General features: G+C 43.5%; 9 protein-coding genes. 4 read left to right on the top strand and 5 right to left on the bottom strand.

Annotation, left to right across the window (positions count from 1 at the left end):
* Nucleotides 1-9: 9 nt before the first annotated feature.
* The gene (locus P2W71_RS19750; protein WP_276373045.1) at nucleotides 10-1,101 is read right to left on the bottom strand and encodes a mechanosensitive ion channel domain-containing protein; all 1,092 of its coding nucleotides are present in this window, start codon (nucleotides 1,099-1,101) and stop codon (nucleotides 10-12) included.
* A 153-nt stretch (nucleotides 1,102-1,254) separates the two neighbouring features.
* On the opposite strand from P2W71_RS19750, the gene P2W71_RS19745 reads away from it, so the two are divergent.
* Nucleotides 1,255-2,019: a histidine kinase gene (locus P2W71_RS19745; RefSeq protein ID WP_276373044.1), complete on the top strand. Its 765-nt coding sequence runs from the start codon at nucleotides 1,255-1,257 to the stop codon at nucleotides 2,017-2,019.
* Here P2W71_RS19745 and P2W71_RS19740 read toward each other — a convergent pair.
* The gene (locus P2W71_RS19740) at nucleotides 2,016-2,660 is read right to left on the bottom strand and encodes a response regulator transcription factor (RefSeq protein ID WP_276373043.1); all 645 of its coding nucleotides are present in this window, start codon (nucleotides 2,658-2,660) and stop codon (nucleotides 2,016-2,018) included. The genes P2W71_RS19745 and P2W71_RS19740 overlap by 4 nt on opposite strands.
* A gap of 741 nt (nucleotides 2,661-3,401) precedes the next feature.
* Between P2W71_RS19740 and P2W71_RS19735 the strand changes: the two genes are divergently transcribed.
* The 3 genes from P2W71_RS19735 (at nucleotide 3,402) to P2W71_RS19725 (ending at nucleotide 12,759) form a co-directional block, all read left to right on the top strand.
* Nucleotides 3,402-8,981 carry an MG2 domain-containing protein gene (locus P2W71_RS19735; RefSeq protein WP_276373042.1) on the top strand — a complete coding sequence of 1,860 codons (5,580 nt, stop codon included), beginning with the start codon at nucleotides 3,402-3,404 and terminating at the stop codon, nucleotides 8,979-8,981.
* A gap of 82 nt (nucleotides 8,982-9,063) precedes the next feature.
* Complete coding sequence (pbpC, locus tag P2W71_RS19730) at nucleotides 9,064-11,427, top strand: penicillin-binding protein 1C (protein WP_276373041.1); 2,364 nt, start codon at nucleotides 9,064-9,066, stop codon at nucleotides 11,425-11,427.
* Between the two features lie 90 nt (nucleotides 11,428-11,517).
* Nucleotides 11,518-12,759, top strand: coding sequence for an OmpA family protein (locus P2W71_RS19725; RefSeq protein WP_276373040.1), 1,242 nt, complete (start codon nucleotides 11,518-11,520; stop codon nucleotides 12,757-12,759).
* Nucleotides 12,760-13,125: 366 nt separating this feature from the next.
* Here P2W71_RS19725 and P2W71_RS19720 read toward each other — a convergent pair whose 3' ends face one another.
* The 3 genes from P2W71_RS19720 to pyrR form a co-directional block, all read right to left on the bottom strand.
* On the bottom strand, nucleotides 13,126-14,496 hold the full coding sequence (locus P2W71_RS19720; protein WP_276373039.1) for a pyridoxal-phosphate dependent enzyme: 1,371 nt from the start codon (nucleotides 14,494-14,496) through the stop codon (nucleotides 13,126-13,128).
* Nucleotides 14,497-14,928: 432 nt separating this feature from the next.
* Nucleotides 14,929-15,855, bottom strand: a complete 927-nt coding sequence (locus P2W71_RS19715) for an aspartate carbamoyltransferase catalytic subunit (protein WP_276373038.1) — start codon at nucleotides 15,853-15,855, stop codon at nucleotides 14,929-14,931.
* Between the two features lie 5 nt (nucleotides 15,856-15,860).
* On the bottom strand, nucleotides 15,861-16,403 hold the full coding sequence (pyrR, locus tag P2W71_RS19710) for a bifunctional pyr operon transcriptional regulator/uracil phosphoribosyltransferase PyrR (protein WP_276373037.1): 543 nt from the start codon (nucleotides 16,401-16,403) through the stop codon (nucleotides 15,861-15,863).
* Between the last annotated feature and the right edge of the window lie 74 nt (nucleotides 16,404-16,477).

The following is a 16,477-nucleotide window of genomic DNA, read 5'->3' as shown; positions in this document are numbered from 1 at the left end:
AGGCCAGCATCATCGATGTTCCGAAACAAGCTGATCATTGTGATTTTCCTTCGTTGTGGGCGTTAGGAAAAGTGATTGTGTAGGATAAGCAAATTCGATTTTTCGCTTTTCAAACTCTTCGAACAACCTCAAGTTTATTAATTGTTGCTTGTCCATGTATATATTAAAGTCGGGACTCTCTACAAAATAGACAGTTTGAAAAATAAGACTAAAGTCGCCATATCCTTTAAAATGAGTTCTGTCAAGAGTAATTCCGTCTATTGACGTGACAATATCTTTAATGATGGCCGGGACCTCTTGAATACGGTCTAGGGAAGTTTGATACACGATGCCTATATCAAATTGAATTCTTCTGCGTTGCATGCGTTTATAATTATGAACGCGTGACTTCGTTAAATCACTGTTCGAAAGTATAAGTTGTTCGCCGGAAAGGCTTTTTAGACGTGTCGTTTTGATGCCGATGTATTCAACGGTGCCCATTTTGTCGTCAAGAATAATGAAGTCACCAATTTCAAATGGCCTGTCAAAAAAGATAACAAAATAGTTGAATAGGTCTCCTAGTATGTTTTGGGCCGCCAGTGCAATGGCAATACCACCTATACCAAGTCCTGCGATAATAGCCCCTACGTTGTACCCCAGATTGTCAAAAAGAAAAATGAGCCCGATAATCCAGATGATGCCGTTCAGGATAAGCATGATTCCCCCCAGCTGTTTTATTTTTTCCTCGCCTTGTTCTTGTCTTCTGACATATGTTTGCAGGCCGTGCAAAACAATGGAGGAAATTAGCCGGAGTAGAAAGAAAGTAATGATGACGGCTACAGCGATTTTTACAACCTTCTCAGCCTTGTCGGATAAAGAAAGGTAGTTAATGCCCAGGTAAACTATAAAAAAATTTAGAGCCGGAAGAGCAAATCTTTCAAGCCCGCTCACGGCAAAATTATCTATGGTCGATTCCGTTCTGTCCGCCCATTGTTTTAACCGTGTAACAATTATTTTTCTGAACAGTTGGAGTACTAATATTCCTCCGACGATTATTGCCAGGGCGATCAAATAATCTTGAACGGTGTTGCCAAAATATACTTCAGATAAGACATCATTCATAACAAACAGTATTACAGTACCAATAAAGTTGATTCTCAGTTGAGGATAACAGATTAACGTAGAGCGGTGTTACCCGATTGGCAAAATTCGTGAAATAAATTTTGTGAGCGTTACTTATTGCCGTTAACTTTCCATTTTAGTCGTTAGCACGAAATGGAATACAATATTTTTCTAATTTTATCAATGGTTGCATTTCTGGCGGTGCTGGGAGCGATGTATTTAAGTCAATCGGCACGACGTCAACTGCGTGAGGAAGGCCTGACAAAAGAGAACGAAGAAATTAAGAATGTGTTGAAAGCTCAACAGCAGATGCTTGAAGAAGAGCGCGCGCGTATTGCACACGATTTACACGACGATCTTGCCCAATTACTGGCCGGAACCCGTTTGGCGCTGGGGAACCTTCGTTTAGAACCAACACTTTCTGGTCGAAATAAAAGTCTCTTGCTAAGGATCGATCACGACTTAAATGATCTTCTCAATCGTGTTCAAAATATTATCTGGAACCTTGCACCAGAAACTTTTCAGGAGAAAGGTCTTTCCCATGCCATCTGGAAAATGTGTGACCAATTAAGAGAATTACGGTCATTTCACATTGAGTTTTTGGAAATGGGACAAGTAAAACGATTTAGCAGTGAAGTTGAGCTTGTGCTTTTTAGAATTATCCAGGAGATCACGAGCAATGCCATGAAGCATTCGTTGGCATGGAACATTTACATTAAAATGTTTTGGACCGACAAGCAATTGAAAGTTGAGATAAAAGACGATGGTGTCGGAAAAGAAAAAGCAGCTGCAAGCGGCCGGCGCGATTCAGGAAGAGGGCTGGTCGGTATTCAAAAAAGAGCAGAAATAATTGGAGCAACCGTAACGACTGAAGACATTCCCAAAGGAACGTTATTCATCGTGTCTTATAAATTCTAAGATGAAATGATTCCATTGCCAAGTGCAAAATGGATCAGCTCATTCGTATTCTTTGTATTGGTTTTTCTTAAAATATCTTTTCGATATCCTTCTATCGTGTGTTCACTTAAGAAAAGTTTTTCGGCTATATCTTTCGTACTTAAACCATGACCTAACAATACAATTACCTCAAATTCACGTGCCGTCAATTTTATTCTCGGCGGATGTTGCAGGCCATCTGGTTTAGATTGTAAAACGATATTAACTTTTTCGTTGTAATAGTGCTTGCCTTCTAATACTGTTATGATCGCCGTATAAATTTCTTGTTGATGGGTAGTCTTCTTAAATAAAATTCCATTGATGCCCATGCGCATAAGATTGAAAATCATGGCCTCTTCGTCGAACGCTGTCAATGCGATAATCTTGGTGGATAATTTTAATTTATGGATGTATTCGATCACCTCAAACCCATCAATAACCGGCATTCTGATATCGAGGAGGATTACATCGATGTTGTGTTGAGAAAGTATTTCTTCTGCTTTCTGTCCATTTTCTACTTCGTAAATCTTTTTAACAAACTGAGTTTTCTCAAGCATTGCTCTAAGACTCTCTCGCATGAACAAGTGGTCATCCGCTACGAGTACAGTAATATTCGTCTTCACTCTTTGGGTTAGCCTAAAAATATAAACAAATCAATTCAAATATCCCTTAAATAAGGAGCGCTTACAACCCCAGTAATCGGGGGAAATGCCATCATAACCCGGCAATACGCTCGTATAATGTGCTTTCTTTTAACCAGCCCTTTGTACCGATAAGCTATATTTTGTAAAAAAACTGATTTTTTTGTGATCGTTTTTTGACTCATTAAACGCGTATCAATTCCTTCCGGGAAAGAATATTAGGGCTCAAGTTGCCGTGCACACAAGCACACAGAGAGGAGTGGGGGCCTGGATACAGTTAAAAGAATCGGCTTATTAACAGCAAAAAACAGGTATTTTAATGATTTTTAAAACCCCCGGTTTGTAGGGGTTTTACGAAAACCTGTTGCCTTTAACGGCAAGCTATCAGTATATTTAGTACCATAAGGTGTCAGATCCTGACGATGTACTTGCCGATGGAAAGCCTTGGGCTCCAAATTAGGTTTAGATTTCGTAACACATTCCTTACGCATTGGGAATGATTATTTCGAATATTTCATCCAAGGACACGCGGGACTACTGGCTCCCTTAGCCGTTAGCTCCCATTTATAAAGCCTCTTACCCTTGGTAAGAGGCTTTTTGCTTCGTGTCTGTAAGGGAAAAAATAAATTCTGAGGGCGATTCATACATCCATGCAAATTAAATGCGTTGGGTATTAGTCAGTCCTATATTTTTTTCGATCTTCCAAAAATTCATTTTCTCTTTATGCAAACTTTCCCCTGGAAAAAGATCGCCATTGGTGTGATAGCCATTGGTATTGTTGTTTTTGGAATATTCTACATCACGGACAGCCGCGGTAAAAAACATACTGAAACTTATATCAACCCTGCTTTCAGCGAATTCATAACTTCCTATACGGCAGGGGTAGTCTCCTCCGGTTCTGCTATCAGGATTATTTTAGCCAATGACGCCGTTGACTCGACTTTCATTGGTCAGGAATCGAGTGTATCCCTTTTTTCATTTGAGCCTTCCCTTAAAGGAAAGACTGTTTGGGTTGACAAGCGTACAGTTGAATTTGTTCCGGAGTCAAGGATGACATCAGGGCAGATTTATGAGGTCGGTTTTCAATTATCGAAATTAATTTCAGTAGCCAAAGAGTTGTCTGAATTCAAGTTCTCTTTTCAGATCATGCCTCAAAACTTTGATGTCGCCGTTGAGAACATTAAGCCTTATGTGAAAACAGAGCTGACACGCCAGCGCATTGAGGGAGTTCTTAACACAGCAGATTTTGCTGAAGATGCTACCATCGAAAGCATGCTTGCGGCGGAACAAGAAGGGAAGAACCTGAAAGTAACTTGGTCACATACCGCCGAAGGAAAGCAACACATGTTCATTGTTGAAGACGTTGTGCGAAAGGAAGCGGCAAGTAAAGTTGTTTTATCTGTCGATGGTAAAAACCTAGGCATCAGCTTGCAGGATAAAAAAGAGGTCGAGATACCCGCGCTTGGCGATTTTAAAATTGTGAATGCGAAAGTGGTACAAAACCCTAACCAATACGTTGTGCTTCAGTTTTCAGACCCTTTAAAAGAAAAACAGGAGTTACGGGGATTGATTTCTATAGAAGAAGACCGTGGCCTCATTCTGGAGTATGAAATACACGACAATGAAATTTGGGTTTATCCCCCCGTAAGGCAATCAGGCACGAAAACGGTTTATGTTGAAGCGGGTGTACGCAATATCAATGATTATCGAATGAAGGTTGCATCATCTTCCGCCGTGGTCTTCGAACAGCTTAAGCCATTGGCAAGATTTGTTGGCAAAGGTACCATTTTACCGAGCACCGATGGATTAATTCTACCCTTTGAAGCAGTAAACCTGAAGGCGATCGACCTCACCGTTACCCGCATTTTTGAAAACAACATGCTGCAGTTTCTCCAGGTAAATAACCTCGACGGCAATTATGATCTTAACCGTGTAGGCAAAAGGTTGCTGAAGCAAAAAATTCAATTGGATAATACCGGGATAACAGACATCGGAAAATGGAACCGGTATACATTGGATCTTTCGAAATTTATTCAGGCCGAGCCGGGTGCTATTTATCAGCTTTCAATCAGTTTCAAAAAGGGTTATGCGGCCTACGTTTGTGAAGATGGAGACTCGTCTGAAGAGTTAACCGAAGTGGAGGATGAAATTTTGGAAGACTCGAATTATGGGGAAGGTTATTATGAGGAAGAATATTACTATGGTGAGGATTACGATTGGGACCAGCGGGACAATCCATGCAATTCGTCCTATTATACTAATTCACGAACTATTAAGAAAAATATCCTGGCTTCCGACTTTGGGCTGCTGGCGAAGCGGGGCAATGATGGAAGTACAACTGTTATCGTGAACGATTTAAAAACAACCGAGCCCATGAACGGCGTCACGCTGGAGTTTTATGACTTCCAGCAACAACTGCTTGGCTCTATGACGACATCACAAGATGGCCGCGCGCTGTTTGTTTCGAAGGATGTACCCTTTGCTGTAGTTGCGAAAAATGGATCACAGCGTGGATATATGCGAATGATGGATGGCGAATCATTGTCGCTCAGTGGTTTTGATGTGTCGGGCGATTACATCAACAAAGGATTAAAAGGATTTATCTATGGAGAACGTGGCGTATGGCGACCGGGTGATTCTGTCTATCTTAGTTTTATACTAGAGGACAAAAATAAAATTCTTCCTGCGGCTCATCCTGTTGTATTTGAATTGCAGAATCCACAGGGTACCGTCGTTAATCGCCAGGTTAAATCGTCATCGGAGAATGGATTTTACCGCCTGGCAACTGCTACGGATCCTGATGCTCCGACAGGCAATTGGATGGCACGTATAAAAGTTGGGGGTGCGGAATTCAATCAGCAAGTAAAAATCGAAACGATCAAGCCTAACAGGCTAAAGATTAACCTGGATTTTGGAGGCGATAAAATTCTTTCACCAGACATTACCGGGAACCTGGAAGTGAAATGGCTGCATGGTGCCCCTGGCAAAAATCTTAAGGCAGAGTTTGAAGTTACACTAGGAAGGGCAAATACATCCTTTCCCAAGTATGATGCTTACGTATTTGAGGAGCCTTCGGGTACTTATACATCGGAGACACAATCTATTTTTCAGGGAAGCACGGATGGTGAAGGCAAGGCAACATTTAATGCGACACTTCCTTCGTCTGAAGGATTCCCCGGCTTTATGACGGCCGTATTCCGTGGAAAAGTTTTCGAGGAAAGCGGAAATTTCAGTATCGATCGGATTAGTATGCCGTATTTTCCCTATGAATCGTATGCGGGTTTGAAAACACCGGCCGGTGAACGGTACAGTGGCATGTTATTCACCGATACAACGCAACGGTTAGACGTTGTATTTCTGGATATCAACGGAGCACCGGTATCACGTACAGACGCGACGATAGGCGTATATCGCTTAAATCGTTATTGGTGGTGGGACAATGCTCAGGATAACGTTGCAAACTATATACAAGGTCAAAACGCACAGTTAGTAAGTTCAGGTAAAGTAAATGCACCCAACGGTAAGGCAAACTGGTCCTTTAAAATTGGTTCTGCGGATTGGGGAACGTATTATATCCGCGTTTGCGATCCTGTTTCAGGGCATTGTACCGGTAAAACAGTATACATTGATCAGCCCGGTTATTATGGCCGTTACAGCCGCGAAGATAAAGGTGGCGCCACACAACTTTCCTTTACTTCTGATAAAGCCAAGTACAATGTTGGTGACAAAATAAATCTTACGATCCCGGGAAGTGGACAAGGAAGGGCATTGATTTCTGTGGAAAATGGCAGTAAAGTTCTTTCCACATATTGGATCCAAACCCAAAAGGGAGATAATCAATTTTCAATTGATGCCACAGCTGAAATGACGCCTAATATTTTTGTGAACGTCAGTTTGCTTCAACCGCATTCGCAAACCGTTAACGATCTCCCTATACGTTTGTATGGCGTCGTGCCGATCGGTGTGGAGGATCCTGCTACTCATCTGGAACCAGTTATTTCAATGGCAGAGGAAATTCAACCAGGTCAGGAGGTGGTTATTAAAGTATCAGAAAAGACAAAACGAAAAATGACCTTCACACTAGCGATGGTAGACGAAGGACTTTTGGATATCACGAAATTTAAAACACCCGATCCGTGGAAGAAGTTTTATGCGCGCGAGGCACTTGGCGTAAAAACATGGGATTTGTATGACGACGTAATGGGTGCTTTTGGATCGCGGATAGAACGTTTGCTCGCCGTTGGGGGAGATGCAGAGTTAGAGGCGAATGAGGAAGATCCCCGTGCAAATCGTTTCAAACCTGTTGTTAAATACTTTGGACCTGTTACGCTTGATGCCGGCGAGACGAAAGATTTTAAGTTCACGATGCCTCAGTACATCGGTTCAGTAAAAACGATGGTTGTAGCCGGCTACGAAGGTGCATATGGCCAGGCCGAAAAAGTAACGCCGGTTCGTAAGCCCTTGATGGTGCTCGCTACGCTGCCACGCGTATTAGGTCCGGAAGAAAATGTGAAACTGCCCATTACTTTATTTACGCAAGACAAATCGATCAAAAATGTTAAGATCGAAGTTAAAGTAACAGGCCCGGTTGCTCTGGTTGGTGATGCATCCCGAAACGTATCGATGTCAGCATCCGGCGATCTGACCGTTGATTTTGAACTCGCCGTGAAAGCCGCCATTGGGGTCGGTAAAATTACTGTCAAAGCTTCGTCAGGATCGTTTACTGCTTCGGATGAAATCGAAATTGATATTCGAAATCCGAATCCTCCGGTAAGCCAGGTAGCTGATACGTTTTTGGAAGCGGGTAAATCATGGACAGGAAACGTAATTCCGGTAGGGCTTGCTGGAACGAATTCAGCAGTGCTGGAAGTTTCCTCTATTCCCCCTATTAACCTTGGTTATCGCTTGCGTTATCTTATGGAGTACCCCCACGGTTGTGTCGAGCAGACTACATCGGCCGCATTTCCGCAGCTTTATCTTTCGGTCGTAAAGGAATTGAATGAATCCGAATTAGCCAGAACAAAATTCAACATCACGAAAGCGATTGAACGTTTGAAAATGTTTATCACCCGTGATGGCGGATTTGCTTATTGGCCAGGCTATGATGATTCTGATAGTTGGGGATCCACCTATGCAGGTCATTTCCTGATCGAAGCTGAACAAAAGGGATACTACGTCCCTGCAGACATGCTGAAGCGTTGGAAAAAATATCAACGAAACAAAGCATTGGAATGGAGAAGGAATGATAACAAATATTATAACACGGATCTCATTCAGGCATACCGCTTGTACACACTGGCGGCTGCCGACGCAGCGGAGTTGAGCGCGATGAACAGATTACGCGAACTTCAGGATCTCTCGCTCCAGGCAAAATGGATGCTGGCGGCGGCGTATGCAAAAGCCGGACAGCCCGAAGCCGCGAAAAAGATCATCAGTAATTTGACGACTACTGTGAAACCGTATCAGGAGCAGGCGTATAGCTACGGAAGTGACGTGCGCGACAGAGCGATTATACTGGAAACCTTAATCCTGTTGAATGATAAAACAAAAGCTTTTGAACTGGTGAAAGAAATATCGAATTCACTTAGTAATTCAAGCTATTGGATGAGTACACAAACCATCGCCTATTCATTAAAAGCCGTGGGTATGTTTGTCGCGACTGAAAAGCGCGCAGGCGTTAAGTATGAATATAGTTATGGCGGAAAAACTATTAGCGCCAGCACCGACTTGCCGCTTTCACAAATTCCACTGGTCATTGCAGGCGCACAGAAGGCGCCGATTAAAATTACCAATGCAAGTAAAGGGAGTTTGTTTGTAAGGGTAATTTCTACCGGTACGCCTGCACGCGGACAAGAAACTGACAGTGAAAGCAATTTAGCACTGACGATTACCTATACGGATACAAAAGGAAATGCTATTAATCCTGCAACCTTAACGCAAGGAACTGAATTTTTTGCGAATGTAACAGTCAAGAACCCTGGTGTGCGTGGTCAATACCAGAATTTAGCGTTGACACAAATTTTTCCATCAGGTTGGGAGATCAATAATCTTCGCTTAACCGATGACGAAAATACCGTCAAAGCTGACTACGGGGATTATCAAGACATACGCGATGACCGGGTCTACACTTACTTTGGATTGGGTCCTGGTGCGTCGAGGACATTTAAGACAATCCTTACGGCTGGATATGCAGGTACTTATTATCTACCCGGTGTAAGCTGCGAAGCTATGTATGACAACAGCATTTATGCTCGAAAGAAAGGTGAGGTAGTGCAGGTAACAAAATCAGCCCCGGTGCCCTAACCGGTCAGTGATTACAGGATGCAGATACCTCAAAATTTAAATCACATTTTCTAACACGCAAGTAGGCGGGTATTCTTTAATGATGTCTAGGAAAATAAAGATCGGTATAGCTTCAGCACTCACGGTAGCATGTGTGTTATACTATATGTTCTCATTGCCGGACCCATTGTTTGACGACCCTTATTCAACAGTACTTAAGGCCAGTCACGGCCAACTTCTCAGCGCAACCATTGCCCCGGACGGCCAATGGCGATTCCCAGAGACGGATTCAGTACCGGTGAAATACGAAGAAGCATTGATAGCATTTGAAGACAAACGGTTTTATTATCATCCGGGCGTTGATCCACTCTCTCTTGCTCGCGCTTTAAAACAGAATGTTTTCGATGGCCGCGTGGTAAGTGGCGGAAGTACGATTACCATGCAAGTCATTCGGCTCTCTAGGAAAGGCAAACCGCGCACTGTTTTTCAAAAATTCATCGAGATGGTGTTGGCAACGCGATTGGAGCTTGGATATTCAAAAAAGGAAATCATCGGCTTGTATGCATCACACGCTCCTTTTGGTGGCAACGTTGTGGGCTTAGAAGCTGCATGTTGGCGTTACTTTGGTCGGGACCTCCACCAACTTTCGTGGGGAGAAGCGGCGTTGTTAGCCGTTCTGCCCAATGCGCCGTCGCTTATTCATCCCGGCAAGAACAGAGATCTGTTAAAAGAAAAGCGTGATAAGCTGCTGGATAGACTGGTGGCGATTGGAAAAATAGATGCGTTCACAGCATCCCTATCAAAAGATGAAATGATCCCAGAAGACCCGCAGGCGTTGCCACGACATGCGCGGCATTTGTTAACGCGCGCCATGAAGGAAGGACGCGCTGGAGATTTCATTCATTCAACGCTTGATAACAACCTCCAGGAAAGAACCGAGCAAATCATTCACGATCATCATCAACGACTAGCAGCAAATAAAATCCATAACGCGGCGGCTATTGTAATTGAAGTGTCTACAGGACGTGTGTTGGCGTACGTAGGAAACACCGGAGATAATTCGACTGATCATGGGGATGACGTTGATATCATCACTGCCCGACGCAGCACAGGAAGTATTCTGAAACCGTTTCTTTATGCTGCCATGTTGGATGAAGGCAAGATTCTACCAAAAACTTTATTGCCAGATGTGCCTACCATTATCAACGGGTTTTCGCCAAAGAACTTTTCAAAGGAATACGATGGTGCTGTGGCAGCCAACAAAGCCTTAATCCGTTCTCTGAATATTCCCGCCGTGCACATGTTAAAAACTTATCGCTACGAAAAGTTTCATTCATTATTGAAGAACATGGGCATGAGCACCTTGAATAGAAGTCCCGACCATTATGGGCTTTCATTAATACTGGGTGGTGCGGAAGGAACGCTATGGGATATTGCCGGCATGTATGCTTCTATGGCCAGAACCTTGAATAATTATTGGGAGCACCCTGGAAAAAACCGTTACAATAAAAACGATTTTCATGTTCCTTATTATAATACCGGCAAAGATGGGAGATCTGGCGAAGCGATTTTAGAAGAAACGTCATGGCTAAGCGCCGCCGCCATATTTCAAACTTTTGATGCCTTGAAAGAAGTTTATAGACCGGGAGAAGAATCTGGTTGGCGGTATTTCAGCAGTTCAAAGAAAATCGCATGGAAGACAGGTACCAGTTTTGGATTTCGGGACGCCTGGGCCGTTGGCGTTACACCGCATTACGTTGTCGGCGTTTGGGCAGGCAATGCTGATGGTGAAGGTAGACCAGGACTCACAGGAACCGATGCTGCGGCCCCCGTGATGTTCGATATTTTTGCGCAGCTAAAAGAAGATGACTGGTTTCGGGCGCCCCTTCAGGAGATGGAAAAAATTACAGTCTGCAAGCGAAGTGGTTATCGTAATGGTACGTGGTGCAACGATGTGGATACTGTTTCAGTTACACGTCAGGGGTTGCAAACAGCGGCATGCCCATATCACAAACTTGTAAATGTTACGGCGAATGGAAAATTTCGTGTACACAGTGAATGTGAAACGATGGATAATATCATTCAGGCCACGTGGTTTGTATTACCACCTATGCAGGAGTATTATTTTCGTCTGAAAAATTATTCATATAAAACATTGCCTCCCTTTCGAAACGGATGCCAGAGTGCCACACCGTTGGTTGCCATGGATTTGATTTATCCGAAGGCAGACTCGAAAATCTTTATTCCCCGCGAATTAAATGGAGTTGTAGGCAAGGTGGTCTTCGAACTAGCGCACCGAAATCCCGATGCGGTAGTTTTTTGGCACCTCGATGGTAATTTCGTGGGTAGTACCAAAGGAAATCACAATTTGCCGCTAAATCCGCCCCAGGGAAAGCATTTTCTAACCGTCATGGATGAAAACGGGGAAACACTAAACTACACATTTCACGTAATTTCATACATGTAAACCGTTGACTGGTAATTGATTAATTATTTTGTCTTAATTCTTTCCTATATTGCTATACTTTATTTGTGCCTTCACAATAAAATCAGTGTTATGAACCTCAAACTTTTCGCACTGGTAGGCATTTTTTTATTAGGCGTATTGGCAGAGCCTACCAACGCAGCCCGGCTAGAGCAGGGACCCACGGACGACGATCGTCCGAATTATGTGGTGATAGGAGCCTTTCGGATGTATAAAAATGCAATCCGGTTCACCGATCATGCGCACAAGGATTTGAAAATGGACGTGAAGTTCGAATTGAATCCTTATCGTAAACTTTATTATGTATATGTGCTCAGCACAGATGATCAGACCCTGGCCATCAATGAAGCGAAACGGCTTCGTGAACAATCGGAATTTCGTGATACATGGGTATACTTTGGGACACTCGGAAAAAATGCAGCTGATGGAGGTAATGTGGTCGGTCAGGATATTCATCCTGTAACTTCCCAAGAACTTGTTGAAGTTAATAAAGTAGATGCAGAAGTTAAGAATGAAACTACTGTTGATTCTGCTTCTCAAACCGTTACCAATGCTCTGCCCAACACGACGAATTCAGACGCCACCGAGGAGAAAATGAAATCACTGGACGACGCTTCCGGAAAAAACTTTTTATTCAAAGTTTATCGCGCTACAGACAATGCTGCCATCGACGGTGATGTAAATGCCATCGATACAGAGAAGACAAGAAAGATCGGTACGTATAAAGCAAATGTTCCTGTCAAGTTGCCCAACAGTAAGTTAAAACAGGTTTCATTTGTTTGCGAGGTTTTCGGTTACCGTAAAGTTCAGCGTGACGTCGATTACAATAATCCTGAAGCTGAAGGTATTACCAAAGATGAAAATGGTTCAACCGTTGTTCCATTCGAGCTTGTGCGTTTGCAGAAGGGTGATATCGCCGTTATGTACAACGTTTACTTTTTCAAAGATGCCGCCATCATGCGGCCAGAGTCAAGATACGAGGTCAATAGTCTGCTCGACATGCTAAACGAAAATCCCAAGTATAAAATAAGATTGCACGGACATACCAACGGTGGCGCCACTGGCAAAGTAATTTCAATGGCTAAAGACAGCCAAAACTTTTTCTCGTTGAATGATACTAAGGATGGATTTGGTTCAGCCAAGCAGTTGTCACAAGAGCGTGCCGATATTATCCGGAAATACATGCTCAGCAAAGGAGTCGATCCTTCGCGAATAGAAATAAAAGCCTGGGGCGGCAAGCGCCCGATTCATGATAAACACAGTCCTCGTGCCCAGGAGAATGTAAGGGTAGAGGTGGAGATTTTGGAGGACTAGTTGTTTGGTAGACGGTAATCAGGTAATCAGGTAATCAGGTAATCAGGTAATCAGGTAATCAGGTGTGGCGTGTAGCTAAAGAGTTATTGTAATTCGTATTTTTGACGTAGGAGAAATTCATCCTGCAGCCATTTGCTAGTGACTGATTTCTCTCTTATAACTTATCGATTGCACCGCGCACAATCTTCAATCGAGCGAACCGATCACCGTTTACCCGATCACTGTATACCGCTTCACGGGACGAGCCTTCAACATCATACTCTTCCTCCGCAACCTTTGCGACTTCACGAGCCTTGCGTGATATATAACACACAAACTTAAATCGAGCAAACCGATCCCCGTTTACCCGATTCACCGCTTTCTCTTCTAACTAGACATAGCCTTCAATACATCATGCTGCGTGATAATATGCACCTTGTCGGTTTCATCGCGAACAAGAACGGCTTTGTTGTCTTTATTTAGAAGCGAGGACAAGACATCTAACGTACTGTCTGGAGCAATGAACAGCATGGGCTTGTCCATTACCTCGTGTACATTTTTGCTCTGCAGTTGTGGGTCCTGAATGATTTTATCCAGCAGGCTGGAAGCATTCACGCTGCCAACAAACGTATCGTTTTCAAGCACAGGTATTTGGTCAATGCCCTCGCGACTCATGAGCCGGATAGCTTCACTGACCTTTGTTGATTTGTTCACGGTATACAGACTATCCTTACCATTCCTGCTGGCAATGATATCGCGTGCGGATCCGAAGGCACGGGTCTCCAGAAAACCGTGATCCTTCATCCATTGGTCATTATATACTTTCGCGAGGTATCGTGTACCATGGTCCGGTAAAAGAATTACCATCACGTCATCTTTCTTTAAATGTTCGCGGGCATATTCCAGTGCGCCATGAATAGCGGAGCCGCTAGACCATCCTACAAACATGCCTTCTTCGCGGGAAAGTCTTCTTGCGCCGATGGCGCCATCCTTATCCGTGACTTTAATAAAGTGGTCGATCACATCGAAGTTTACATTCTTCGGAAGAATATCTTCACCGAAGCCTTCGGTTAAGTAAGGATAGATTTCTTTTTCATCGAATATTCCCGTCTCTTTATATTTCTTAAACACAGAGCCATACGTATCGATGCCAACGGTAACGATAGACGGATTTTGTTCCTTCAGGTATTTTGCTGTTCCGCACATAGAACCACCGGTACCCACTGTTGCAACGTAGTGCGTAATTTTTCCGTCCGTTTGTTTCCAGATCTCAGGACCTGTCGTTTCGTAATGCGCTGCAGTATTGGAGAGATTATCGTATTGGTTGGGATAGAATGAATTCGGAATCTCTTTGTTGAGTTTTTTTGCAATGGAGTAATACGAACGAGGGTCATCGGGCGCGACATTCGTCGGGCACACGATTACTTCTGCTCCTACCGCCTTCAGGATGTTAATTTTCTCTTGTGATTGCTTATCTGCCATGGTAAAAATGCAGCGATATCCCTTAGCAATAGCGGCCAGTGCTAATCCCATTCCAGTATTTCCGGAAGTACCTTCAATGATTGTTCCGCCTGGCTTTAACAAGCCAGCTTTCTCAGCGTCTTCGACCATTTTAATGGCCATCCGGTCTTTTGTCGAATTGCCTGGATTAAAATATTCAACTTTGGCTACGATGGTGCCTTGAATCCCTTTGGTAACATTGTTAAGCTTTACCAAAGGCGTATTTCCTATGGTGTCAATTATCGAGTTATAAATCATGTTTTTGCGTTCGAGATGTAAAACTACAAAATCCGGCTCAATACAGTGGTAATTGATGCGGAATACCGACTCCAACATCCGCAGGAATACACGAGCACTAAGCGCGCTGCTTAATCAATCATGATTTTACTGCAAAAAATGGGAGGAATAACAGGGAGTAGCAGAGACAAAATAGTCAAATTCTTGTTACCTCCTCCTAGCCTTCAACATCATACTACTTCGTCCGCAACCTTGGCGCCTTGGCGAGCCTTGCGTGAAACATAAATGCATAAACTTCAATCGAGCAAACCGATTACCGACCGTCCGATCACCGCGTACCTTCAAGTTGCGGTTATTATTTCAATGCTCTTGTCGAGGCAAAAAGTTCGTTGCGAGTGAGAAGGTGTACAGGTAGATACCCGTCTTTGAAGCTGAAGATTATATCTGCAATTTTTATCCCTTCGCTCCGGCCAGTAAGTATAGTACAGCCATCCTTACGGCCACGCCATTTTCCACCTGATCAAGGATAATGGAATGCTGAGAATCGGCGGCATCACTGCTCAATTCTACACCGCGGTTAATTGGACCCGGGTGCATAATAACAATTTGTTTCTTCAGACTATCGAGCATTTTTTTGTTGATACCATAGTACAACGAATATTCGCGCAGGGAAGGGAAATATTTAATATGCTGGCGTTCCAACTGGATACGAAGAACATTGGCAACGTCGCACCACTGTAAGGCTTTTCTTACATCGAATTCAACTTCTATACCCAGTTGTCCGATGAACTTTGGTAACAGCGTAGGCGGACCACACACCATCACCTTAGCACCCAACTTTTGCAAGGCGAATATGTTGGACAGCGCTACGCGCGAGTGCAAAATGTCGCCGATGATCGCAATTTTTTTGCCGGTCACCGTTCCTAATTTTTCGCGAATTGAAAATGCATCCAGTAGGGCTTGCGTTGGATGCTCATGCGTTCCGTCGCCGGCGTTGACGATGTTGGCCTTGATATGTTTTGCCAGAAAGTGAGGCGCTCCCACACTGGCATGACGCATCACGATCATGTCGACTTTCATAGCCAGGATATTGTTCACCGTATCCAGCAACGTTTCTCCTTTTTTTACTGAACTGGTGGATGCGGCAAAATTAATGGTATCGGCTGACAATCTTTTTTGAGCAAGCTCAAAGGAAAGGCGTGTACGAGTAGAATTCTCAAAGAAAACATTGGCGATGGTAACATCGCGAAGTGACGGCACCTTTTTGATGGGCCGGTTTATAACATCTTTAAAATTATCAGCAGTTTCGAAAATAAGTTCAATGTCTTCACGGGTGATGTCTTTGATACCGAGCAGGTGTTTTTGACTGAGTTTAGACATAGACCTTAATCCTTATTGATCAACCAGATTTTATTTTGTTTATGACCTTGAGCTTCTAATTCTACCAGGACCCTTTGTGTGGGTAAAGTATTTACAGCTTTCCCGACATAGTCTGCAGCGACTGGTATTTCGCGGTTATATTTTCTGTCGATGAGTACAAGCAATTCTACGGTCGCGGGTCTTCCGAATGCGATCATTGCATCCATAGCTGCCCGGATCGTACGTCCGGTAAACAGCACATCATCCACCAGCACCACTTTCTTTCCTTCAATTATAAAAGGGATTCTCGTTTCGTTTGCTTTTATTGGTGTCTGACGCCTCCTGAAATCATCGCGGTAAAAGGTAGTATCAAGGTAGCCCAGAGGGATACTTTTTTTAGTTTCCTTTTGGAGACGTTCATGAATAATTTCAGCCAGAAAAATTCCTCGCGGCTGCATTCCCAGTAGTACCGTTTCACTGAAATCATTGTGATTTTCAATTAATTGCTGGCAAAGACGGCTAATGGTGATGTCGAGTAGATCGGAGTCAAGGATGAGCTTTTTCTGCATAGCGCAGCGCAAATGTAAGGGGAAAGGATGCAAGTTTCAAGTTTAAGGATTAAAGTTTGGGGGTGGTGGTATGG

Source organism: Chryseolinea sp. H1M3-3, from assembly GCF_029360725.1.
Classification (GTDB): Bacteria; Bacteroidota; Bacteroidia; order Cytophagales; family Cyclobacteriaceae; genus Chryseolinea.
This window is presented reverse-complemented; position numbering and strand designations above follow the sequence as displayed.